Source organism: Streptomyces sp. NPDC021012 (assembly GCF_044333355.1).
GTDB lineage: Bacteria > Actinomycetota > Actinomycetes > Streptomycetales > Streptomycetaceae > Streptomyces.
In genome coordinates this window covers 736,418-756,292 of record NZ_JBIRQU010000003.1, presented here as the reverse complement: position 1 = coordinate 756,292, position 19,875 = coordinate 736,418, and the positions used below count along the sequence as shown (strand labels likewise).

General features: G+C 73.5%; 17 protein-coding genes. 11 read left to right on the top strand and 6 right to left on the bottom strand.

Annotated features, from left to right (window positions below; all coding sequences use genetic code 11):
* Window positions 1–134: 134 nt before the first annotated feature.
* Complete coding sequence (locus tag ACH4TP_RS13310; protein WP_398437637.1) at window positions 135–2,909, bottom strand: SpoIIE family protein phosphatase; 2,775 nt, start codon at window positions 2,907–2,909, stop codon at window positions 135–137.
* Window positions 2,910–3,638: 729 nt separating this feature from the next.
* Between ACH4TP_RS13310 and ACH4TP_RS13305 the strand changes: the two genes are divergently transcribed.
* The 3 genes from ACH4TP_RS13305 (at window position 3,639) to ACH4TP_RS13295 (ending at window position 4,843) form a co-directional block, all read left to right on the top strand.
* Complete coding sequence (locus ACH4TP_RS13305; protein WP_398437636.1) at window positions 3,639–4,199, top strand: SixA phosphatase family protein; 561 nt, start codon at window positions 3,639–3,641, stop codon at window positions 4,197–4,199.
* A gap of 90 nt (window positions 4,200–4,289) precedes the next feature.
* Window positions 4,290–4,514 carry a DUF6479 family protein gene (locus tag ACH4TP_RS13300; protein WP_256962262.1) on the top strand — a complete coding sequence of 75 codons (225 nt, stop codon included), beginning with the start codon at window positions 4,290–4,292 and terminating at the stop codon, window positions 4,512–4,514.
* 47 nt (window positions 4,515–4,561) lie between these two features.
* Complete coding sequence (locus ACH4TP_RS13295; protein WP_398437635.1) at window positions 4,562–4,843, top strand: hypothetical protein; 282 nt, start codon at window positions 4,562–4,564, stop codon at window positions 4,841–4,843.
* Between the two features lie 120 nt (window positions 4,844–4,963).
* On the opposite strand, the gene ACH4TP_RS13290 is transcribed toward ACH4TP_RS13295, so the two are convergent.
* Together ACH4TP_RS13290 and ACH4TP_RS13285 are read right to left on the bottom strand one after the other, a co-directional pair.
* On the bottom strand, window positions 4,964–5,107 hold the full coding sequence (locus ACH4TP_RS13290) for a hypothetical protein (RefSeq protein WP_389341249.1): 144 nt from the start codon (window positions 5,105–5,107) through the stop codon (window positions 4,964–4,966).
* A 79-nt stretch (window positions 5,108–5,186) separates the two neighbouring features.
* Entirely contained in the window at window positions 5,187–5,645 is a 459-nt protein-coding gene (locus ACH4TP_RS13285) for a hypothetical protein (RefSeq protein ID WP_398437634.1), read from the bottom strand.
* A gap of 262 nt (window positions 5,646–5,907) precedes the next feature.
* Here ACH4TP_RS13285 and ACH4TP_RS13280 point away from each other — a divergent pair, with 262 nt between their 5' ends.
* The 4 genes from ACH4TP_RS13280 to ACH4TP_RS13265 all read left to right on the top strand — a co-directional run bounded on the left by ACH4TP_RS13280 (window position 5,908) and on the right by ACH4TP_RS13265 (window position 8,654).
* A complete protein-coding gene (locus ACH4TP_RS13280) occupies window positions 5,908–6,132 on the top strand; it encodes a DUF6458 family protein (RefSeq protein ID WP_389225262.1) in 225 nt (74 codons plus the stop codon).
* A gap of 60 nt (window positions 6,133–6,192) precedes the next feature.
* Window positions 6,193–6,567 (top strand): PRC-barrel domain containing protein, encoded by a 375-nt coding sequence (locus tag ACH4TP_RS13275; protein WP_398437633.1) that lies wholly within the window; start codon window positions 6,193–6,195, stop codon window positions 6,565–6,567.
* An 86-nt stretch (window positions 6,568–6,653) separates the two neighbouring features.
* Window positions 6,654–7,106, top strand: coding sequence for an SRPBCC family protein (locus tag ACH4TP_RS13270; RefSeq protein WP_398437631.1), 453 nt, complete (start codon window positions 6,654–6,656; stop codon window positions 7,104–7,106).
* 984 nt (window positions 7,107–8,090) lie between these two features.
* Entirely contained in the window at window positions 8,091–8,654 is a 564-nt protein-coding gene (locus ACH4TP_RS13265; RefSeq protein ID WP_398437629.1) for a DUF6328 family protein, read from the top strand.
* An 88-nt stretch (window positions 8,655–8,742) separates the two neighbouring features.
* Here ACH4TP_RS13265 and ACH4TP_RS13260 read toward each other — a convergent pair whose 3' ends face one another.
* Window positions 8,743–10,473: a thiamine pyrophosphate-dependent enzyme gene (locus ACH4TP_RS13260; protein WP_398437627.1), complete on the bottom strand. Its 1,731-nt coding sequence runs from the start codon at window positions 10,471–10,473 to the stop codon at window positions 8,743–8,745.
* A 32-nt stretch (window positions 10,474–10,505) separates the two neighbouring features.
* Window positions 10,506–12,098, bottom strand: a complete 1,593-nt coding sequence (locus tag ACH4TP_RS13255) for an FMN-binding glutamate synthase family protein (RefSeq protein ID WP_398437625.1) — start codon at window positions 12,096–12,098, stop codon at window positions 10,506–10,508.
* A 109-nt stretch (window positions 12,099–12,207) separates the two neighbouring features.
* On the opposite strand from ACH4TP_RS13255, the gene ACH4TP_RS13250 reads away from it, so the two are divergent.
* The gene (locus tag ACH4TP_RS13250) at window positions 12,208–12,558 is read left to right on the top strand and encodes a hypothetical protein (RefSeq protein WP_398437623.1); all 351 of its coding nucleotides are present in this window, start codon (window positions 12,208–12,210) and stop codon (window positions 12,556–12,558) included.
* 100 nt (window positions 12,559–12,658) lie between these two features.
* The gene (locus ACH4TP_RS13245) at window positions 12,659–12,820 is read left to right on the top strand and encodes a DUF5670 family protein (RefSeq protein WP_041132389.1); all 162 of its coding nucleotides are present in this window, start codon (window positions 12,659–12,661) and stop codon (window positions 12,818–12,820) included.
* Window positions 12,821–12,906: 86 nt separating this feature from the next.
* On the opposite strand, the gene ACH4TP_RS13240 is transcribed toward ACH4TP_RS13245, so the two are convergent.
* Complete coding sequence (locus tag ACH4TP_RS13240; RefSeq protein ID WP_041132388.1) at window positions 12,907–13,134, bottom strand: DUF5133 domain-containing protein; 228 nt, start codon at window positions 13,132–13,134, stop codon at window positions 12,907–12,909.
* A 279-nt stretch (window positions 13,135–13,413) separates the two neighbouring features.
* On the opposite strand from ACH4TP_RS13240, the gene ACH4TP_RS13235 reads away from it, so the two are divergent.
* Entirely contained in the window at window positions 13,414–17,442 is a 4,029-nt protein-coding gene (locus tag ACH4TP_RS13235) for a HAMP domain-containing protein (RefSeq protein WP_398437620.1), read from the top strand.
* The gene (locus ACH4TP_RS13230) at window positions 17,439–19,859 is read left to right on the top strand and encodes a SpoIIE family protein phosphatase (RefSeq protein ID WP_398437618.1); all 2,421 of its coding nucleotides are present in this window, start codon (window positions 17,439–17,441) and stop codon (window positions 19,857–19,859) included. The genes ACH4TP_RS13235 and ACH4TP_RS13230 overlap by 4 nt, the downstream gene beginning before the upstream one ends.
* The last annotated feature ends 16 nt before the right edge of the window (window positions 19,860–19,875 follow it).

Here is a 19,875-nt window from a genome sequence, read left to right as displayed (position 1 = left end):
GTCCCGTCCCCGCGCTCCCACGCCACCTGATCACCTTCCCGCGCCATCCTAGAACCCACCGGAGAAGGCCATGGGCAGGAGGTGTGCGAGGAGCACGGTACGGGGCCCCACGTGATGCACTCGGCACCGTCCACTCACGAGAGCAGCTCGTCGAACTCCTCGAAGTGGAACTCCGGCGCGGTCAGCGGTTGCTCGGCCCAGATGACCTTGCCCCGGGCCGAGTAACGGGTCCCCCACCGCTCAGCCAGCTGCGCCACCAGGAACAGACCCCGGCCGCCCTCATCCGTGGTGGCGGCGTAGCGCAGGTGCGGAGCGGTGCTGCTGCCGTCCGAGACTTCGCAGACGAGGCTGCTGTCTCGCAGCATGCGGACCCGGATCGGCTCGGCACCGTAGCGGATGGCGTTGGTGATCAGCTCGCTGAGGATCAGCTCGGCGGTGAAGGACAGGCCCTCCAGTCCCCAGGCCGCCAGTTGGTCGGCACACTCCTTCCGTACGCGTGACACCGAGGCGAAGTCGAACGGCACGTCCCAGACGGCCACTTGTCCGGGGTCGAGCAGCCGGGTGCGCGCGACGAGGAGCGCGATGTCGTCTGTGCGGCGCGGCGGGACCAGCGCGTCGAACACGGCTTGGCAGACGCCGTCCGGCGAGCGGGCGTCGGCGCCCTCCAGGGAGCGGCGCAGCACCTCGAGCCCGGTCCCCAGGTCGCGCTCCCGGTTCTCGACGAGCCCGTCGGTGTAGAGCACCAGCGTGGTTCCGGGAGCCAGTCGCAGCTCGGTCGTCTCGAAGGGCAGACCACCCACGCCGAGCGGCGGTCCGGCCGGCAGGTCGACGAACGCGGCGCCGCCGTCCGGCTCCACCAGCACAGGCGGTGGATGGCCGGCCCGCGCCATGGTGCAGTCGCCGGACGTCGGATCGTAGATCGCGTAGAGGCAGGTGGCGCCCGTGACGGCCGCTCGCTCGCCCTCGGCGTCCTGCTCTCCCCCGGACGTCTCCGCCTTGTCGAGGCGGGTGACCAGTTCGTCAAGGCGGGCGATCAGTTCGTCCGGAGGCAGTTCGAGGGCGGAGAAGTTGAGGACGGCCGTGCGCAGGCGGCCCATGGTGGCGGCGGCGTGCAGGCCGTGGCCGACGACGTCGCCGACGACGAGCGCGACGCGGAAACCGGGCAGCGGAATGACGTCGAACCAGTCTCCGCCGACCCCGTGCAGCGCCGGCACATAGCGGTGTGCCGCCTCCAGGGCGCTCTGCTCGGGCAACCCCCGGGGCAGCAGGCTGCGCTGCAGCGTCTCGGCCATCGTGTGCTCACGGGTGTACCGGCGGGCGTTGTCGACGCAGATCGCCGCGCGGGCGGCCAGTTCGTCGGCGAAGGAGAGGTCGTCCTCCTCGAACGGCGGCGACCCCGCCCGCCAGAAGTTGACCGTGCCCAGGGTCATGCCGCGTGCCCGCAGAGGCGCGCAGATCAGCGAGTGGACCCCGTACGAGAGCATCCGGTCGGCGCCCTCCGGGGTGTGCGCCTGCCAGACATCGGCGTGGCGCGGATCGGCGGCGAGCGTGGCGCGCCCGGTCTCCAGGGCGGTCGCCTCCGGAGTGCCGGGAAGCGCACTGATCAGCGAGCCCACGGGAAGGAACGGCCGGTCTTCGCTGACGCCGCCGAGCGCCACGCGGCGGATCCGCAGGCCCTGCCCGGTGCCGAGGTCCGGGGGCGGCTCCTCACCGTTCAGCACGGGGGCGACCAGCTCGACCGTGGCGAAGTCCGCGAAACCGGGAACTGCCACATCGGCCAGCTCCTGCGCGGTCCGCACCACGTCCAGGGTGGTGCCGACCCGCAGCCCCGCGTCGTAGAGCAGCTGCAGCCTGGCCTGGGCCGCCTCGGCCTGCCCGGCCAGCGCCCGCAGCTCGGTGGTGTCCCGGACGGTCGCGACACCGCCCGGCCCTCCGCCGAACGGCGCGGTGGGGCGGACGTTGACGGCGAGCAGCAGGTCCCCGGCCCGGCGCACCTCGTCGGTGACGACCCGCCCGGACGCCAGCAGTTCGGCCAGCTCGGGATCGAGCCCGAGCCCGGCGACCGGCCGGCCTTCCGCGCCGAGCGGCAGTTCGAGCAATCGCCGGGCCTCGTCGTTCACCAGCAGCACCCGTCCGTCTCCGTCGACGATCAGCACGCCCTCGCGGACCGCGTGCAGCACCGCATCGTGGTGCTCGTACATCCGCGTCATCTCGGCCGGACCCAGGCCGTGCGTCTGACGGCGCAGCCGCCGCCGTGCCAGCGCCGCCCCGCCCGTGCCGACCGCGAGCGCGGCCGCCGCGCCGCCGAACAGGACCGGCAGCTGCCGGCTCACCGCGCTGCCCACGTGCGCGACGGTGATTCCGACCCCGACCGCTCCGGCCACCGAGCCGTCCGGTCTGGTGACCGGCGCGCCGGACTCCACGACCCGTCCGAGGGGCGTCTGGAAGCTGTCGGTGGTCGGCCCCTCAAGGGCGTTCTGGAACGGGCCGATGACGTGTTTCCCGATCAGCTCGGGGCTGTGGGCCGTGTAGCGGATTCCCTCCGGACTGGCGAACACGACGTAGTCGACGTTGCCCTCCTTGACGATCTTGTCGGCCAGGGGCTGCAGCACCGCGGTCGGATGGGGACCGTCCATCGCACTCACCACGCCAGGGGCCCTGGCGAGGACGACGGCCGCAGCGCGTGTGCGGCCCACGGCCTCACTCGTGGCGGACCTCCGGGCCTGCAGCACGAGCGCCGCCAGCGCCGCGCCGACCAGCAGCAGCACGACCACCAGCAGAAACACGAACACCTGCCCGGCGACGGTGCGCACCCGCAGTCGCGAGCGGACTCCGCCCCGGGCGGACCGGTGTTCCCCTGGTCCGCCGGGCTCCGTGCCCGGAGCGGCGTAACCGTCCGCTGCGTTCATCCAGGCCATCCCCGCACATCCGGGTTCCACCTCCCCTCCACGCTGCCACTCCGCCTGGAGATGCGCATGACGAGAGGAGTACGCGAGAGGGAACAAAGCGGGGGGCGATGCGCACGGTGATCCCACGGGTGCAGGTCGGCAAGCCGGGCACCGTCCGGCCCGATACTGACCAGTTGCTGCCCCAGGAGCAGCAATCAGCGCCCTGACCTGCGGAAACGCCCGGGTGTCAGATCTTGGACTTGAACAGAGTGCGCAGCATTCAGGACTCCTGTGAGACGGCTCCCTGCCTGCTTTGTGCAGGTCAAGGGCGTCCTCGACCTTACACCGACACCCCGTTCGATGTTGGTGAGGAACGTCGCTCCGGCCGGGCTGGACGGCTTCCTGCCTGGGCTTTCGCCCCAGGTGCCCAGGTGCGCGCCTGTTGGGCCCCACTTCGATGCGCCGCACTTCGGGCGAGAAGAAGGAGGGCAGGGACTGCTCGGCGGCGCCGAGCATGGCGGCCCGGAGAAAACGATCACGTCCGGGACGCACGACCGGGACCCGTGTCGGGCGGGGGCGGACGGGCGAGCACCGTCTCCCCTCGTGACCGCCGTCACCGCGCACCGGCCGCGCCCGGCCGCCCGTCCGGAGGGGTGGGTTCGCCCGCCCGCCCGTGCGTGCGATCACGGAGACGGGGTACACGCATCTTCCGGAACGATCCGGAGCCGTACGCGCGCGGAAGGAGACGTCATGTGCCCGGAGCCCGGATACAGGCGGGCACCGCCGGCCGGGGACGGCGCGGCCGGGGTCCGGCGGCTGTGGGTGCGCCGCGCGAAGGCCGTGCGCGAGGACCGGTGGATCGAGGACTTCGACCGCGAGCCGAGCGAGCGGGGCAGGGGCGACGCGCCCCGGACCGGCCGCTGGCTCGCGGGCTCCGATCCCGAACCCGGCTTCGTGCTCTGCTCCCCGTCGCGCGGGACCCGCCGGGCCTGGCAGCTCGCCGCCTCCGCACCGGAGGACCCGCCGCCCGTCGTCCACGGCGAGCGCCTCTACAAGACGCCGCCCGGCACGCTGGTCTCCGTCCTGGCCGGGCGGAGCCCCGGCCTTCGCGCCGTGGGCCTCGTCGGCCGCGACCCGGGGATCCGCGAGCCGGCCGCCGGCCTGTGCGGGAGCGGCCCTCCTGAGCTGCTGGAGCGGGTGAGGGCGGGCTTCACGACCTCGGGCGCGGTGCTGATCGAGCTGCCCGGGGGCCGGGAGTCACTGTCCCCCGGCAGCGGAAGGGTGATCGCCTGCTGGTCACCGGCCGACTGATCCCGCCGCCGGGCCGGGCGCGCGCCGCCGCCCGGCCCGGCGGGGACGGAATGCGACACCCCGTTCTGATCCCGTGAGAAAGGAAGAATCATGACCCTCTCCTTGGCCGCCGCCTCCGGACTCGCCGCCTCCGGATCGTCCTCGCTGTTCCTGATCCTGGTGGGAGTGGTGCTGGTCGTGGTGCTGATCGCCGCGTTCTGGTGGGGTTCACGGCGCGTCGCCCGCCGACGGCGGGACGCCCGTGTCGCCCAGCCGCCGCCCATGGAGGCGGGGCGGGATTCCTGGTCGACCCCGGAGGAGGGGCCCGAGCGATGAGGAGGGGCGCACACGCCCCGCGACGGAACGGAGACGGAGGAGGGACCATGGGCCAGCGGAAGCAGCACAGGACGGACAAGGACCGCGACGGCCGGCCGCGCACCACGCCTGCCGAGGCGGAGGGAGAGAGCGGCGACGAGGAGGCCCGCAGGGAGGCCGACGAGGCCGTGTCCTCCCGGGGACTGCCCGGCGGCCGGCGCGAGACCGGCGAACGGCAGGGGGCCACGGGCCGTGAAGCCACCGACCCGGAGGGCGCCGGCGGTCACACCGACAAGCACCAGCGCCCCGGGGTGGGACGCGAGGAGCAGACGCGCGGGCACGACGGCTGACGGCCTCGCGTCCCCACATCACCGGGTCGGCGGCACGTCCGGCACCGCTCCCGTACGCCGGCGCCCCGCGCGATGTACCGCGCGGGGCGCCGGCGTACGGCTGTGAAGGGCGGGCGGGCGTCAGCGATGGCGCAGCCTGCCGAACAGGCGGCGTGCCTGGGCGCGCCTGCGCGGGTCGGCCGCGGCGCGGCGAAGGGACGCCGCCGCGTCACGGCCCTGGGGGCTGCGGGCGAATCGCTTGATGCGGTCCAGCAGTGCGGTCATGGGGTTCTCCTCCGGTGTCCGTGTCCTGGCACTTCGTGTTGCCCCGGGCGGCCGTCTCACACTCCCCTTTTATTGACGATCAGTCAGGGCTGGTGGCCGGGAAGGTCGTTCTCGTAAGGGAGCGACACGGGCAGGGCGGCCGCCCGGGTGCCGCCCCCGTCCGGCAGGTCTCGGCGGGCGTGAGGACCCCGCGGGCGATCCGCCGCCGCAGGGTCGTCCCCCGGACGAGCCGCATCACCAGGAACGGCCGGCTCCCGTCGCGGCCCGTGTCGTAGAGGGTCACCAGACCGGGATGGCGCATCCGGGCCGGCAAGCGGGCCTCCTCGCCGCACTGGGCGTCGTTCGGGCGGGCGCCCGCGGGCCGGTACACCTTCAGCGCCACGCGGCGCCGCAGCCACAGCCGCAGCCGCAGGTCCAGCGCCTCGTACACGTCCGCCGCTCCGCCCCGGCCCAGGAGGCGGTCGAGCCGGTAGCGCCCGGCGACGGTACGGGCCGTCCACGCGACGTCCGGATGTGCGGGCCGTGCTCGGAGCTGCATCGGGGGCTCCCTGCGGGGTGTGGTCGGGCCGCTGCCGACGGGCCGGGAATCGGGTGCGCCGCCCGCCGGTCGCGCGCGGGCCCGCGGCTGAACGCGTGCCCCCTCCGTCCGTGAACATCCCCCGAAGGAAGCCGAATCGGCGGTTCGCCGCGCCCACGGGCCCGGACCGACCCGTTCCGACCGTCTCCGAGGACGGCGGAATGATCCCCGCAGACCCGGGTACGCGGACGCTGTCCAACCCGCAGGGGAGGAGCAACCAACCATGGGTCTGGGACTGTTCATCATCATGATCGCCGTCGGCGCGATCCTCACGTTCGCGACCGACTGGCATCTCGAAGGGGTCGACCTCGATCTGGTCGGCCTGATCCTCATGGGCGTCGGCCTGCTCGGAACCGCCGTCTACACCAGCGTGCTGCGCCGCCGTCGGATGGTGGTCCCGCCCGTGGCGCCCACGGTCACCGACGACGACCGTCGTGACCTGCTCTGAGGCGGCCCGCGCGTCCGGCGCCGCGCCCTGCACGAACACAGCGACAGAGGAGTGACAGCGATGACCGACCATCTGTGGTCTTTCAGTGCCGAGTCCGGCCACCTGGCGGGTACCGACCTCACCGGGTGGCGCGTCGAGGCCGCCGACGGGCACATCGGCAAGGTGGACAAGCACTCCGACGAGGTGGACGACTCCTACCTCGTCGTCGACACGGGCGTCTGGATCTTCGGCAAGGAGGTGCTCATCCCGGCGCGGGCGGTGACCCGCGTCGACCTGGAGGAGCAGACCCTCCACCTCGCCCTGTCGAAGGAACAGGTGAAGGACTCGCCCGAGTTCGTCTCCGACAAGCACCTGGCGGACCGTCAGTACCGCGAGGAGGTCGGCCAGTACTACCGCATGTCCTGGCCCTTCGGGGGAGGCGTGGGCGGCCTCTGACGGCCGCCGGTCCGCCCCGGTCCGCACAAGCTCAGCAGCACGTCCCCGACAGGGAGACGATGCGCCTCCGAAAGAAAGGTGTCGCCATGTCCAAGGTGGAGGAGTCGGTCGAGGTCGAGGTCCCGGTGCGCGCCGCGTACGACCAGTGGACCCAGTTCGAGACGTTCCCGCAATTCATGGACGGCGTGGAACGGATCGAGCAGCGTACGGACACGCTCACGCACTGGGTCACGGAGATCGGGGGTGCGCGGCGCGAGTTCGACGCCGTCATCACCGAGCAGATCCCGGACGAACGCGTCGCGTGGACGACGGTCGGGGGCGAGGCCCGCCAGGCGGGCGTGGTGACGTTCCACCGCCTCGACGAGACCCGGACGAAGGTCATGCTCCAGATGGACTTCGCTCCCGAAGGGCTGACGGAACAGGCGGGCGACAAGCTCGGCTTCGTCGAGCGCAAGGTGGCCGGCGACCTCAAGCGGTTCAAGTCGTTCATCGAGGAGCGCGGCGGCCTCCAGACGGGCGGCTGGCGCGGATCGGTCTGAGGGCCCGGCGCCGACGCGCCCGTGGCGGTCCCTGCCCCCTGGCCGCGCGCCGGCGAACGCGGCCGCCCCGCTCGGGCTCCCTCCGATGCGGGGCGGCCACATGCCCCCCCCCGGCGGGCTGTGCTCCGGATCGAAACCGAGAGGTGTGGATCCCGATCGGCGGGGCAGGCGGGGGTCGAGCGAGGGACACGCTCGCGCCGGACGATCCACGGTCCCCCCCTGCCGTGGATCGGTGGTGCCCGTGAGTGGCCCGCACCCGTGGGAGGTGCGGGCCACTCGCCTGTCGTCCCGAGCCGCCGTCCCGGACCGCGGCCCCGCGCCACTGCCCCCGGCCGTCGCTCCGAGCCCGTGCCGTGGGGTCGAGGTCTCCGGCTCGTCCGAGGGTCGAGGCGGTCTTTCCGCGTCCTCGGGGTTCGACCCGGGAAGAGCGGTAAGACGAATTTGTAGGTCACGGAAGCAGGCTGACGGACGATCGACCCACGGAATCCACCCAGGAGGCGCTCATGTCGAACCCGACCCGAGCCCTCGGCCGCGTGGCGCCGTGCGCCGCGCCGGTGGGACCGGCCGTCCCCGCGCCGGCCGTCCCCCCGCCGGGTGCCCCCGCGAACGGCATCTCCGTACGCGGCGTCCCGGTGCGGGGACTCCCCGCGGGGACGGGGCCACGCCCGCGCGTTCCGGAGGCCGCAGTCCCGTCCGAGGACCCCAGTGCCCCGGGCCGGAGCGGGGAGGGCCGTACGTACGCTCCCGCCGCGACCCCCGGCGCACCGCGCCGACGGGACGGACAGGAGGGGCGGGAGGGGCCGGACGGGCGGACCGACGGCCCCGCCACCGGCGACGGTGGCCACGCGCCCCCGCGAACGGCCGGTACGCCGCGGGCCTGACTCCGCACCGTGCCGCGCCGGACGGAAGCCCCCGCACCCGACGGGGGCTTCCGCCGTGAGACGGTGCGGTTCCGCTCCCGAACCGTGCCGCCGAGGAGGATCCATGGACGGACGAGACAGCGGTGCACCCGAAGACGACCCGAGGGTGCACCGGCACAGCAACAAGGCATCAGAGCGGGACACCGGCACCGGTGGGCACGACGGACGCGGGGAGACCAAGGAGGAGCGCGCGGACCGGCGCTGGCAGGAGCTCCTCCAGGAGATCCGGGTGGCACAGACCGGCGTCCAGATCCTCCTCGGCTTCCTCCTCACCGTGGTGTTCACCCCCCTCTTCCACGACCTGGAGCAGACCGACAAGACGATCTACCTGGTCACGACCGTCCTCGGATCACTGGCGACGGGCGCGCTGATCGGCCCCGTCTCCTTCCACCGGATCGTGTCGGGGCGGCGGGTCAAGCCCCAGGCCGTCGCCTGGGCCTCCCGGCTCACCTTCACCGGCCTCCTGTTGCTGCTCGCGACGCTGATCTCCGCCTTGTTCCTCATCCTGCGCGTGGCGACGCACGACTCGTACGTGCCCTGGCTGGTCTCCGGCGTCCTCGTCTGGTACCTGATCTGCTGGTTCGCCCTGCCCCTGTGGATCCGCGTCCACTACGCCGACCGCAGCTGACCGGGACGGAGGAGGGGGCGGTCAGCCGCTCGGCTGACCGCCCCCTCCTCCGTGAGGAGAAGCCCCCGCACATCCGGCGCTTCACCGCTCAGGGCGCACCGGAGGGCAGGTTCTCCTTGATCTTGGCGATGGCGAAGCCCCACCCCTGCGACACCGTCGGCTTGCCCGGGACGGCCACTTCCGCCGGGTTGGTCAGCACGTCGAGGAGGACCGGGCCGGGCAGGGCGAGCGCCTTGCGCACGGCCTCGTCCAGTTCGCCCGGCGCGGTGACGCGGATGCCGGTCAGCCCGAGCGCCTCGGCCACCGCGGCGAAGTCGGGGTTGTCCAGCACCGTCCCGAACTCGGGAAGCCCCGCCTGCTCCTGCTCCAGTTCGACCATGCCGAGGCGGCGGTTGTCGAAGACGACGAGCTTCACCGGCAGCCGTTCGGAGCGGATCGTCATCAGGTCGCCGAGGAGCATGCCGAGGCCGCCGTCGCCGCAGAAGGCCACGACCTGCCGGTCCGGGGCCCACAGCTGCGCCCCGATGGCCTGGGGCATGGCGTTGGCCATGGAGCCGAGGTCGTAGGAGCCGATCAGCCGGCGGGTGCCGCGCATGCGTACGAGCCGCGAGAGCCACACGGTGGCCATGCCGGTGTCCGAGGTGAAGATCGCGTCGTCGGCGGCGTGGCGGTCGACGGCCGCCGCGAGGGCCTCGGGACGGATGTCCGCCTCCCGGTTGTCGAACATGGCCCGTAGGCGTCCCAGGAGCCGCCTGTCGTGGGCGGGGTCGGCGAGGCCGGCCTGCCCCTCCTGCCAGTCCGCGTACCGTTCGCGGGCCCCGTCGAGGTGGGAACGCGACGCGACGGGCGCCAGCAGCGGCAGCAGGGCCCGCAGCGTCGCGCCCACGTCCCCGGCGAGCCCGACGTCCACCGGGACGCGGCGTCCGAGGTGCTCCTCGCGGGTGTCGATCTGCACGACCCGGCAGTTCTCCGGGTACCAGTCCCGGTAGGGGAAGTCCGTCCCGAGCATGATCAGGGTGTCGCAGGAGTCCATGGCGCGGGCCGCGGCCGGATTGCCGATGAGGCCGGTCTGGCCGACCTCGTACGGGTTGTCGTCCTCGAAGCCCTCCTTGCCCTTCAGGGTCAGCACCATGGGCGCCGAGAGCAGCTCGGCGGCGCGCAGCACCTCCTCGCGGGCCTCCCGGGCGCCGCGGCCGACCAGGAGGGTGACCCGCGAGCCCCGGCCGATCGTCTCGGCCGCCTCGGCGAGCGCCGGGTCGTCGGGGCGCGTGACGGCGGGGCGCGGCAGCGCGAACCGCGTCGGCCGGTCCTCCTCGACCTCCTGGTCACCGAGGTCGCCGGGGACGGTCAGCACCGCCACGCCCCGCCCGGTCACGGCCGCCCGCACCGCGGACTCCAGCAGCCGGGGCATCTGGGAGGGGGAGGTCACGGTGGCCCGGTACGCGGCCACGTCCCGGAAGAGGAGGTCGTTGTCGACCTCCTGGAAGTAGTCCCCGCCCATCTCCGACAGCGGCACCTGGCCGCAGATCGCCAGGACCGGCGCCCCGCTCTTGGCCGCGTCGTACAGTCCGTTGAGCAGGTGCACCGAGCCCGGTCCCACCGTGCCCATGCAGACGGCCGGCTCTCCGGAGAGCTGGGCGCGCGCTCCGGCGGCGAAGGCCGCCGCCTCCTCGTGGCGGAAGCCGGTCCAGTCGATGCCCTCGGTGGTCCGGATGGCGTCGGTGATCGGGTTGAGCGCGTCGCCGACCACGCCGAAGACGCGGTCGACGCCGAGGTCCGCGAGCCCGTCGACGATCACCTGTGCGACGGTACGGGGCATGGGGTCTCCTTCCTCTGGGGCTGTCGACCGGTTCACCGGAGGGTGAACCGGTCCGGATGGGCCGCCTTCCAGTCGCCTGCCCAGGTGTCCGGAACCGATGCGGGCGACAGGAGCAGACCGGGTTCGAGCGGTTCGTACAGCTCGGCGTGGGAGCGCACGGCGTCGGGTCCCACCCGGCGCAGCAGCATGCCGGGCCCCAGGTCCCCGGGGCCGTCGGCGCCCATGGCGGCCATGAGCGCGAGGGCGCTTCGGACGGTCGCCTCCTGGAAGCGCCGGACCCGCTCCGCCTTGTCCTGGACGTCGAGGGCGCGGGCGCGCCGGCGGTCCTGGGTGGCCACCCCGACGGGGCAGGTGTTGGTGTGGCAGCGCTGGGCCTGTACGCATCCGAGGGCGAACATCATGGCCCGGGCGGAGTTGGTGTAGTCGGCACCCTGGATCAGCCGCTTGACGATGTCGCTCCCGGTGGCGACCTTGCCGGAGGCGCCGATCCTGATCCGGTCGCGCAGCCCCGTGCCGACGAGGGCCCGGTGCACCGTGGTCAGGCCCTCGGTGAGGGGCAGGCCGACGGTGTCCGCGAACTCCAGCGGGGCGGCGCCCGTACCGCCCTCCGCCCCGTCGACGACGATGAAGTCGGGCGTGAGGTCCTCCTCCAGCATCGCCTTGCAGACGGCGAGGAAGTCGCGGCGCGCGCCCACGCACAGCTTGAAGCCGACCGGCTTGCCGCCGGAGAGCTCCCGCATCCGGCCGAGGAAGCGCACCAGCTCCCGGGGGGTCCGGTAGACGCGGTGGTACGGCGGGGAGACCACCGTACGGCCCTCGGGGACGCCGCGGACGGCGGCGATCTCCTGGCCGACCTTGGAGCCGGGCAGCACTCCCCCGATGCCGGGCTTCGCGCCCTGGCTGATCTTCAGCAGGACGCAGGCGACCTGGTCGAGCGCGGCCTTCTCGGCGAACTTCCGCGGGTCGAAGCCGCCATCCTCGGCACGGCAGCCGAAGTACCCGGTCCCGACCTCCCAGACGAGGTCGCCGCCGGGGGCGAGGTGGTGCTCCGACATCCCGCCCTCGCCGGTGTCGTGGGCGAAGCCGCCGCGCCGGGCGCCCTCGTTCAGGGCGCGGATCGCCGGGGCCGACAGGGAGCCGAAGCTCATCGCCGACACGTTGAGCAGGGCCATGTCGTAGGGCCGCGCGCAGTCGGGGCCGCCGATCCGGACCCGGGGCGGCTCGTCCGGCACCGGGCGCGGGGCCATGGAGGGGACCAGGTACTCGGTGCCGGTCCGGTCCAGCTCCAGCTCGGTGCCGAAGGGGTCCTCGGCGTCCGTCCCCTTCGCCCGCTCGTACACGATGGACCGGGTGTCCCGGTCGAAGGGCACGCCGTCGACGTTCCTCTCGACGAAGTACTGCTGCACCTCGGGGCGGATCGCCTCCATCGCGAACCGCAGGTGCCCGAGGAGCGGATAGTTGCGCAGGATCGAGTGGCGCCGCTGGACGACGTCGTACGTCGCGACCGCGGCGAGCAGCAGGGCGGGGCCGGCCGCGCACCACCACCACGGGGACACCAGGACGGCCGCGAGGCCGGTGGCGAGCGCGGCGAGGACGGAACAGACCACGAGCAGTGACGTCACCATGGACGGTCGTCTGTCCCGTACGGGCGCGGTCAAGCATGCGGGGAAGAGGCGCGGGGCGGGGTCGTGATCCACCGGGTTTAGCGTGCGGGACTCCGGCGAGACGGTGCCCATGAGTGCTTCGGAGAGCAACGGACGGAACCCCCTCCCCTGGACCGGCCCCTACGCCGTCCCGGACCGCCCCGGCCTGACGCGGGTGGATGACCCCGACCTGGACGAGGCGTACGAGCCGGCCGTTCTCGCGGGCCTGCGCCTCCTTCCCGCGCCGTCCGCGGAAGCGGCCCGCGGGACCGGGGGCGGCCTGCGGGCCGTCGTGCGCGCCCACCGGACCGTGACGGCCGGTGCCGCGGCCGGCACGGCGGCCGCGCTCGCCCTCGCGTACGGGTGGGGGCGCCGGACCGGACGCCTGGCCGCACGACGCGACCTGGGCCCGGTGGCCCTGTTCTTCGAACGCCGCAGCTGAGCGGGCGGCGCTTCCGCCCCGCGAGAGGCCGGCGCGCGTGTCCGCCGTCCGCCGCCCTTTCACCTTCCGTCAGTCACCGTCTTCACGGAGGTCGACCCACATGGTCCCCCTGCTTCTCGTCCTGCTCCTCGCCCTGCTGCTCTTCGGCGCCGGCTTCGCCGTCAAGGCGCTCTGGTGGATCGCCGTCGTCGTGCTCGTCCTGTGGCTGCTGGGCTTCGTGGCCCGGCCGAGGGGCGGCACGAGCCGCTGGTACCGCTGGTAGGCGGTCCCCCGGGCGGGCGCGCTCCCGCCCGCGGCGCGGCCGAGCCCGGCACCCTCCTGACGGAGGTGCCGGGCTCGGCCGCGTGCTCAGGCGCTCAGCACCGAGTCGTCCTCGGGGCGCGCGCCCGGCAGACGGTGGCGGGCCGCGATCAGCGCCGCGTCCACGTCCCGCGTACCGGTGGACACGCACAGCGTGTAGGCGAGGTCGTCCATGCGCCGCCGTACTTCTTCGCCGCCGTTCTCGGCCTTGAGCATCTTGAGCGTCTCGTACTGCTCGATGAGCTCGCGCAGGACCGCGGGGTGGGCCATCAGCACGTACTGCTCCCCTCGTCGTCGGGGCGGGGGACCGCCCGGTTCGGGGCGCGTGTACCCCGGTCGCGGCGGCGCACACTCCGTCCGGGGGCCGGGAAGGACGGGTTCCGGCCGGATGACCGGCACCGCCCTCCTGTTGTCGATCACGGAGGGGTAGTGTCGTCATGATTGCCGTACGGCAACGATCGCGGCAGCCGGATCCGACCCCGGGGAACGGTCGGCCGGCGCGTGGCGTGGGCCGGACGGTCCGTGTGCGCACATGGTGGGGAACGAGGATGGGGCATGTCTGAGACGACGACCAGGGGTTCCTCCGGACCGGAGCGGTCCGGGCCGGCCGCGGTGGTCGAGCCTGGACTCCGCCAGCTGCTGGCCGGGCTCACGGCGGTGCGGGACGGCGACTTCGGCACCCGTCTGCCGGACGGGGCCGACGGGCTGATGGGCGAGATCTCCCGGGTGTTCAACGGGATGGTCGACCAGCTCTCCCTGTTCACCTCCGAAGTGACGCGGGTGGCGCGCGAGGTCGGCACGGAGGGGACGCTCGGCGGGCAGGCCGCCGTGCCCGGCGTCTCCGGCACCTGGGCCGATCTGACGGACTCGGTCAACGCGATGGCCGGCAACCTCACCACCCAGGTCCGCGACATCGCCCACGTGGCGACGGCCGTCGCCAAGGGAGATCTCTCCCAGAAGATCGACGTGGACGCGCGCGGCGAGATCCTGGAGCTGAAGAACACCATCAACACGATGGTGGACCAGCTCTCGGCCTTCGCCGACGAGGTCACGCGCATGGCCCGGGACGTGGGCACCGAGGGCATCCTCGGAGGACAGGCCGACGTGAAGGGCGTCTCCGGCACCTGGCGCGATCTGACCGACTCCGTCAACTCGATGGCGGGGAACCTCACCGCCCAGGTCCGGGCGATCGCCCACGTCGCCACCGCCGTCGCGGGCGGCGACCTGTCGAAGAAGGTCGACGTGGACGCCCGGGGCGAGATCCTGGAGCTGAAGACGACCATCAACACGATGGTGGACCAGCTCTCGGCCTTCGCCGACGAGGTGACCCGGGTCGCCCGCGAGGTCGGCACCGAGGGCAACCTCGGCGGCCAGGCCACCGTCCGGGGCGCCTCGGGCACCTGGAAGGACCTCACCGACAACGTCAACGTGATGGCCTCCAACCTCACCGGGCAGGTGCGTTCGATCGCCCAGGTCGCCACCGCCGTGGCCCGCGGCGACCTCTCCCGCCGGATCACCGTGGAGGCCAAGGGCGAGGTCGCCGCCCTCGCCGACACCATCAACACCATGGTGGACACCCTGTCCGCCTTCGCCGACGAGGTGACCCGGGTCGCCCGCGAGGTCGGCACCGAGGGCCGGCTCGGCGGCCAGGCCAGGGTGCCGAACGTGGCCGGGACCTGGAAGGACCTCACCGACAACGTCAACTCCATGGCGAACAACCTGACCGGACAGGTCCGGAACATCGCCCAGGTCACGACCGCCGTCGCCAACGGCGACCTGTCGAAGAAGATCGACGTGGACGCCCGGGGCGAGATCCTGGAGCTGAAGACGACCATCAACACGATGGTCGACCAGCTGTCCTCGTTCGCGGCCGAGGTGACCCGGGTGGCCCGCGAGGTCGGCAGCGAGGGCAGGCTCGGCGGCCAGGCCGAGGTCGAGGGGGTCTCCGGCACCTGGAAGCGGCTGACCGAGAACGTCAACGAGCTGGCGGGCAACCTCACCCGCCAGGTTCGCGCCATCGCCGAGGTCGCGAGCGCCGTCGCCGAGGGCGACCTCACCCGCTCGATCACCGTCGAGGCGTCGGGCGAGGTGGCCGAGCTCAAGGACAACATCAACGCCATGGTGGGCTCGCTGCGCGAGACGACGCGGGCCAACCAGGAGCAGGACTGGCTCAAGTCCAGTCTGGCCCGGATGTCCGCGCTGATGCAGGGCCACCGCGACCTGGCCGTCGTCGCCGAACTCGTCATGGACGAGCTGACCCCGCTCGTGGGCGCCCAGTACGGCGCGTTCTACCTCGCCGAGGAAGGTGCCGACGGCGTCGAGCTGGGCCTCGTCGGCTCCTACGGACGCCCCGCGGGCGACCGGGACCTGGTGCGCTTCCGGCTGGGCGAGTCGCTCGTCGGGCAGGCCGCCCGCAGCCGCCGCACCGTCACCGCCGAGAACGTCCCCGAGGACTACGTCACGATCTCCTCGGGGCTCGGCAGCACGTCCCGGGGCAGCCTCGTGGTGCTGCCGGTCGTCGTCGAGGAGCAGGTGCTCGGCGTCATCGAGCTGATGTCCTTCAGCCCCTTCACCTCCGTGCACCGGGACTTCCTGGAACAGCTCATGGAGACCGTCGGCGTCAACCTGAGCACCATCGTCGCCAACGTCCGCACCGACGAACTCCTGGACGAGTCCCAGCGGCTGGCCGGCGAACTCCGCTCGCGCACCGAGGAACTCCAGGTGCGGCAGGAGGAGCTCCAGCGCTCCAACGCCGAGCTGGAGGAGAAGGCGGCCCTGCTCGCCACGCAGAACCGCGACATCGAGGCCAAGAACCTCCAGATCGAGCAGGCCCGGCAGGAGCTGGAGGACCGCGCCCAGCAGCTCGACCTGGCCTCCACGTACAAGTCGGAGTTCCTGGCCAACATGAGCCACGAACTGCGCACCCCTCTCAACAGCCTGCTGATCCTGGCCCAGTTGCTGGCCCAGAACCCGACCCGCAACCTCACGGCCAAGCAGGTCGAGTACGCCGGCATCATCCACTCGGCCGGATCCGACCTGCTCCAGCTGATCAACGACATCCTCGACCTCTCCAAGGTGGAGGCCGGGAAGATGGACCTCAACCCGGAGCGCGTGCCGCTGCGCAGGCTCCTCGACTACGTCGAGGCCACGTTCCGCCCCCTCACCTCGCAGAAGAGCCTCGCCTTCACGGTCTCCACGGCCGCCGGCGTCCCCGTCGACCTCGTCACCGATGACACGCGGCTCCGGCAGGTGCTGCGCAACCTGCTGTCGAACGCGGTCAAGTTCACCGAGCACGGCAGCGTCGAGCTGCGCATCGAACCGGCGTCGGACGACGAGCTGCCCGTGTCCGTGCACCGCGGCGGCCCCGTCGTCGCCTTCCGCGTCGCCGACACCGGCATCGGCATCGCCCCCGAGAACCTGGAGGCCATCTTCGGAGCCTTCCAGCAGGCCGACGGGACGACCAACCGCAAGTACGGCGGCACCGGCCTGGGCCTCTCCATCAGCCGCGAGATCGCCCATCTCCTCGGCGCCGCCCTCACCGTCACCAGCGTGCCGGGCGAGGGCAGCACCTTCACCCTCTACCTCCCCGTCGCCCGCGCCGACTTCGCCGAGCAGCCCGCCCCTTCCGCCCTGCCGACGGACTCCCCGGCAGGGCCCGCCGGCGCGGCCCCCGGCCGGGGCGGCGGGCTCGCGCTGCCCGCCGGCACGGCCGCCCGGCCGCCCCGGCGCCTCCTCGTGATCGAGGAGCGCCCGCGCGGGCTCCTCGCCGTCGTCGCCGAGAACGCGGTCGGCCAGCTCTCGGCCGACGGCGGGCAGACGGGCCGGTCGGACATCGAACTGGTCGCGGTCGTCGGCCCCCAGGAGGCCGCCGCCGCGCTCGCCGCCCAGCCGTTCCACTGCGTCGTGCTCGACGTCGACATGGCGGACGGCGACGCCCTGCGCTTCCTGGACGCCGTGGACGGGGACGAGGCGCTGCGCACCGTCCCCGTCCTCGCCCACAACAACCGCCGGCTCCCCGCCGACGAGGAGGGCGCCCTCCAGGACCTCGCCCGCCGCCGACCGCTGGAACTCCTCTCCAGCCTCGACGAGCTGCGCGAGCGGATCGCCCTGCACCTGTCCGCGGAGCAGCCCGGCGACGTCGTGCCCCTGGTGCGCGGCGACCACCGGGTGCCCGCGCCCCGGGCCGTCGACAGCACCCTGAGCGGCAGGACCGTGCTCGCCGTCGACGACGACGCCCGCAACCTGTACGCCCTCAGCGGCATCCTGGAGCTGCACGGCATCACGGTGCTGCATGCCGAGAACGGGCGGAAGGGCATCGAGACGCTGCTGGCGAACCCGGCCGTCTCCCTCGTCCTGATGGACGTGATGATGCCGGAGATGGACGGCTACACCGCGACCGCGCGGATCAGGGAGCTGCCCCAGTACGCGGACCTGCCCGTGATCGCCGTCACCGCGAAGGCCATGCCGGGCGACCGGGAGAAGAGCCTCGCGTCGGGGGCCAGCGACTACGTCACCAAGCCCGTCGACGCCGACGAACTCATCGCCTGCGTCCGCCGCTGGCTGGACGGAGGGACGGCCTCGTGACCACTCCCCCGCCCTCCGGCAGCGGCGTCCCGCACCCCGGCGACGACGTCCCGGCCGTCTCGGACACCGCGGCCGTCGACGGCCGGCTGGCCGCCACGGTGGAACGGCTGCGCGGCGAGGTGCGCGCCGCGCACGCGGCGGCCGAGGGCCGCGCCCTGATCGAGCTCGCCAAGGGAGTCATCGTCGAGCGCCTGGGCTGCGGCCCGGCCCAGGCGGCCCGCCAGCTCGCGGAGCTCGCCGACCGGGCCGGACTGTCCCGGCTGGAGCTGGCCGCGGACATCATCAACCAGGCGGCCCGTGACCGGATGGCCGAGGCGGTGGACGAGTTCGTGAGAACGGCCGTCGGCGAGCCCCCGGCCACCGCCGCCGCCTCGGTCGCCGTGCGGCTGCGCACGGCGGAGAGCGCGGCGCTCGGCGCCGGCGACACCCAGGCCGTCGCCGAGTCCCTGCTCCGGCACGCCCTCGAACCGCTGGGCGCCGTCGCCGTCGCGATCTGGACCACCGGTCCGGACACCTCGCTGAGCCTGCGCGGGCACGCCGGCTTCGGTCTCGACGAGGCGGCCCGCTGGCACTACGTGCCGCCGGGCGTGACCACCGCGGCCCGCCAGGCGCTCATCGGACGCCGAACCGTCCGCCACGCCTCCCTGGCGGCCTCGGGCATCCCCTCCATCGGCCGCGGGCGCCATCCCGACGGCGGCCGGGTCGTCGTCCCCGCCGGGACCGGCGGCCGCATCCACGGCGTCCTGGAGATCTGCTGGGCCCGCCCGCTCGATCCCCTGCCGCAGGTCGTGGAGCGCCAGATCGAGGCCCTCGCCGAGCTCTGCGCCCACACCCTGGAGACCCTGCCCGAGGCGCCCCCCGGGGGCTTCTCCGTCCCCGACGGCCTCCCGGTCCCCGGCGGGGAGGGGGCGACGGCGCTGGCCGAACTCTCGGACGGGCTCTACGACCCCGCCCTCGTCCTGACCCCCCACCTGGACGAGACGGGGAAGCTCGTCGACTTCCGCATCCGGCACGCCAACGCGCACTTCCAGGATCCGGCCGGACGGCCCCGCGGCTCCGTCGACGGAGCCCTGCTCCTGGAGGCGTACCCGGCGACGGCGGGCGGCAGCGAACTCTTCGAACGGATCGAGCGGGTCTACGCCACGGGGGAGCCGTTCCGCGCCCGCCGGGTCCGGCTCACGGCCCTGGTGGACCAGGTGCCGCTCGCCTCGCTCGCCGACATCAGCATCAGCCGGTACGGCGCGAGCGTCCTGTTCATCTGGCGCGTCGAGGACGAGTCGGCGCGCCTCGCCAGCCTCCTCCAGCACGCCCAGCGCCTCGGCCGGGTCGGTGCCTTCGAGGAGGACCTCGTCACCGGTGACATCACCTGGCACAGCCAGCTGTACGAGCTCTTCGGCCGCGGGACGACGGAGCCGCCGGTCGCCCTGCGCGACCTCGCCGACCACGTCCACCCCGACGACGCCGACACCGTCCGCCGCTTCCTCCAGAAGGTGCTGCACCATCGACGGGTGGGCTCCGCCGCCTTCCGCATGCTCCGCCACGACGGCGTCACCCGGCACATCCGGGTGACCGCCGAACCCGCCCCGGGCGGCGACGGCGGTCTCCAGACCGTCCGGGGCGCGTACCAGGACATCTCGGCGCAGCACTGGACCGAGGTCGCCCTCACGGCCACCCGCGACCGGCTGGCGGCGACGGAGGAGGCGGCCGAGGAACGCAACCGGCTCACCCTCCAGCTCCAGCACGCGATCATGCCGCCGGCCATGCCGCCGCTGGACGCCCCGGGACTCGACGTGGCCGTGCGCTACCGGCCCGCGGAGTCCGGGGCCCTGGTCGGCGGCGACTGGTACGACGCGGTCGTGCTGCCGTCCAAGAAGGTGCTCCTGTGCGTCGGGGACGTCGCCGGCCACGGCGTGGAGGCCGCCACCGGCATGGTGGTGCTGCGCAACGCCCTCCGCGGCCTGGCCGTCACGGGCGCGGGCCCGGGGCAGCTGCTGTCCTGGCTCAACAGCGTCGCCCACCACCTCACCGCCCACGTGACGGCCACCGCCGTCTGCGGCGTCTACGACCCGGAGAGCCGTACGCTGCGCTGGGCCCGCGCGGGACACCTCCCGCCGGTGCTGGTGCGCGGGGAGGAGGCGCTCGACCTGCCGCTCCTGCGCGGGGTGCTGCTGGGAGCCCTCGCGGAGGCCGAGTACGAGGAGACGGAGCTGCGGCTCGAACCCGGCGACACGGTGCTGATGTACACCGACGGGCTCGTCGAGCGGCGCGACACCGCCGTCCACGATTCCGTCGCCCAGCTGCTCGCCGTCGCCCGGCAGCCGTCCGACAGCCTCGAACACCGGCTGGACCAGCTGCTCGCGCGCAGCAAGTCGGACACGGACGACGACACGTGCGTGGTCGGTGTCCAGGTGTTCTGACCCCGCCCACCCAGAG

Excerpts from the sequence above, each read along its gene's own strand:
- ACH4TP_RS13310 (WP_398437637.1), bottom strand. The coding sequence starts at position 2,909 with ATGAACGCAGCGGACGGTTACGCCGCTCCGGGCACGGAGCCCGGCGGA.
- ACH4TP_RS13305 (WP_398437636.1), top strand. The coding sequence starts at position 3,639 with ATGTGCCCGGAGCCCGGATACAGGCGGGCACCGCCGGCCGGGGACGGC.
- ACH4TP_RS13300 (WP_256962262.1), top strand. The coding sequence starts at position 4,290 with ATGACCCTCTCCTTGGCCGCCGCCTCCGGACTCGCCGCCTCCGGATCG.
- ACH4TP_RS13295 (WP_398437635.1), top strand. The coding sequence starts at position 4,562 with ATGGGCCAGCGGAAGCAGCACAGGACGGACAAGGACCGCGACGGCCGG.
- ACH4TP_RS13290 (WP_389341249.1), bottom strand. The coding sequence starts at position 5,107 with ATGACCGCACTGCTGGACCGCATCAAGCGATTCGCCCGCAGCCCCCAG.
- ACH4TP_RS13285 (WP_398437634.1), bottom strand. The coding sequence starts at position 5,645 with ATGCAGCTCCGAGCACGGCCCGCACATCCGGACGTCGCGTGGACGGCC.
- ACH4TP_RS13280 (WP_389225262.1), top strand. The coding sequence starts at position 5,908 with ATGGGTCTGGGACTGTTCATCATCATGATCGCCGTCGGCGCGATCCTC.
- ACH4TP_RS13275 (WP_398437633.1), top strand. The coding sequence starts at position 6,193 with ATGACCGACCATCTGTGGTCTTTCAGTGCCGAGTCCGGCCACCTGGCG.
- ACH4TP_RS13270 (WP_398437631.1), top strand. The coding sequence starts at position 6,654 with ATGTCCAAGGTGGAGGAGTCGGTCGAGGTCGAGGTCCCGGTGCGCGCC.
- ACH4TP_RS13265 (WP_398437629.1), top strand. The coding sequence starts at position 8,091 with ATGGACGGACGAGACAGCGGTGCACCCGAAGACGACCCGAGGGTGCAC.
- ACH4TP_RS13260 (WP_398437627.1), bottom strand. The coding sequence starts at position 10,473 with ATGCCCCGTACCGTCGCACAGGTGATCGTCGACGGGCTCGCGGACCTC.
- ACH4TP_RS13255 (WP_398437625.1), bottom strand. The coding sequence starts at position 12,098 with ATGGTGACGTCACTGCTCGTGGTCTGTTCCGTCCTCGCCGCGCTCGCC.
- ACH4TP_RS13250 (WP_398437623.1), top strand. The coding sequence starts at position 12,208 with ATGAGTGCTTCGGAGAGCAACGGACGGAACCCCCTCCCCTGGACCGGC.
- ACH4TP_RS13245 (WP_041132389.1), top strand. The coding sequence starts at position 12,659 with ATGGTCCCCCTGCTTCTCGTCCTGCTCCTCGCCCTGCTGCTCTTCGGC.
- ACH4TP_RS13235 (WP_398437620.1), top strand. The coding sequence starts at position 13,414 with ATGTCTGAGACGACGACCAGGGGTTCCTCCGGACCGGAGCGGTCCGGG.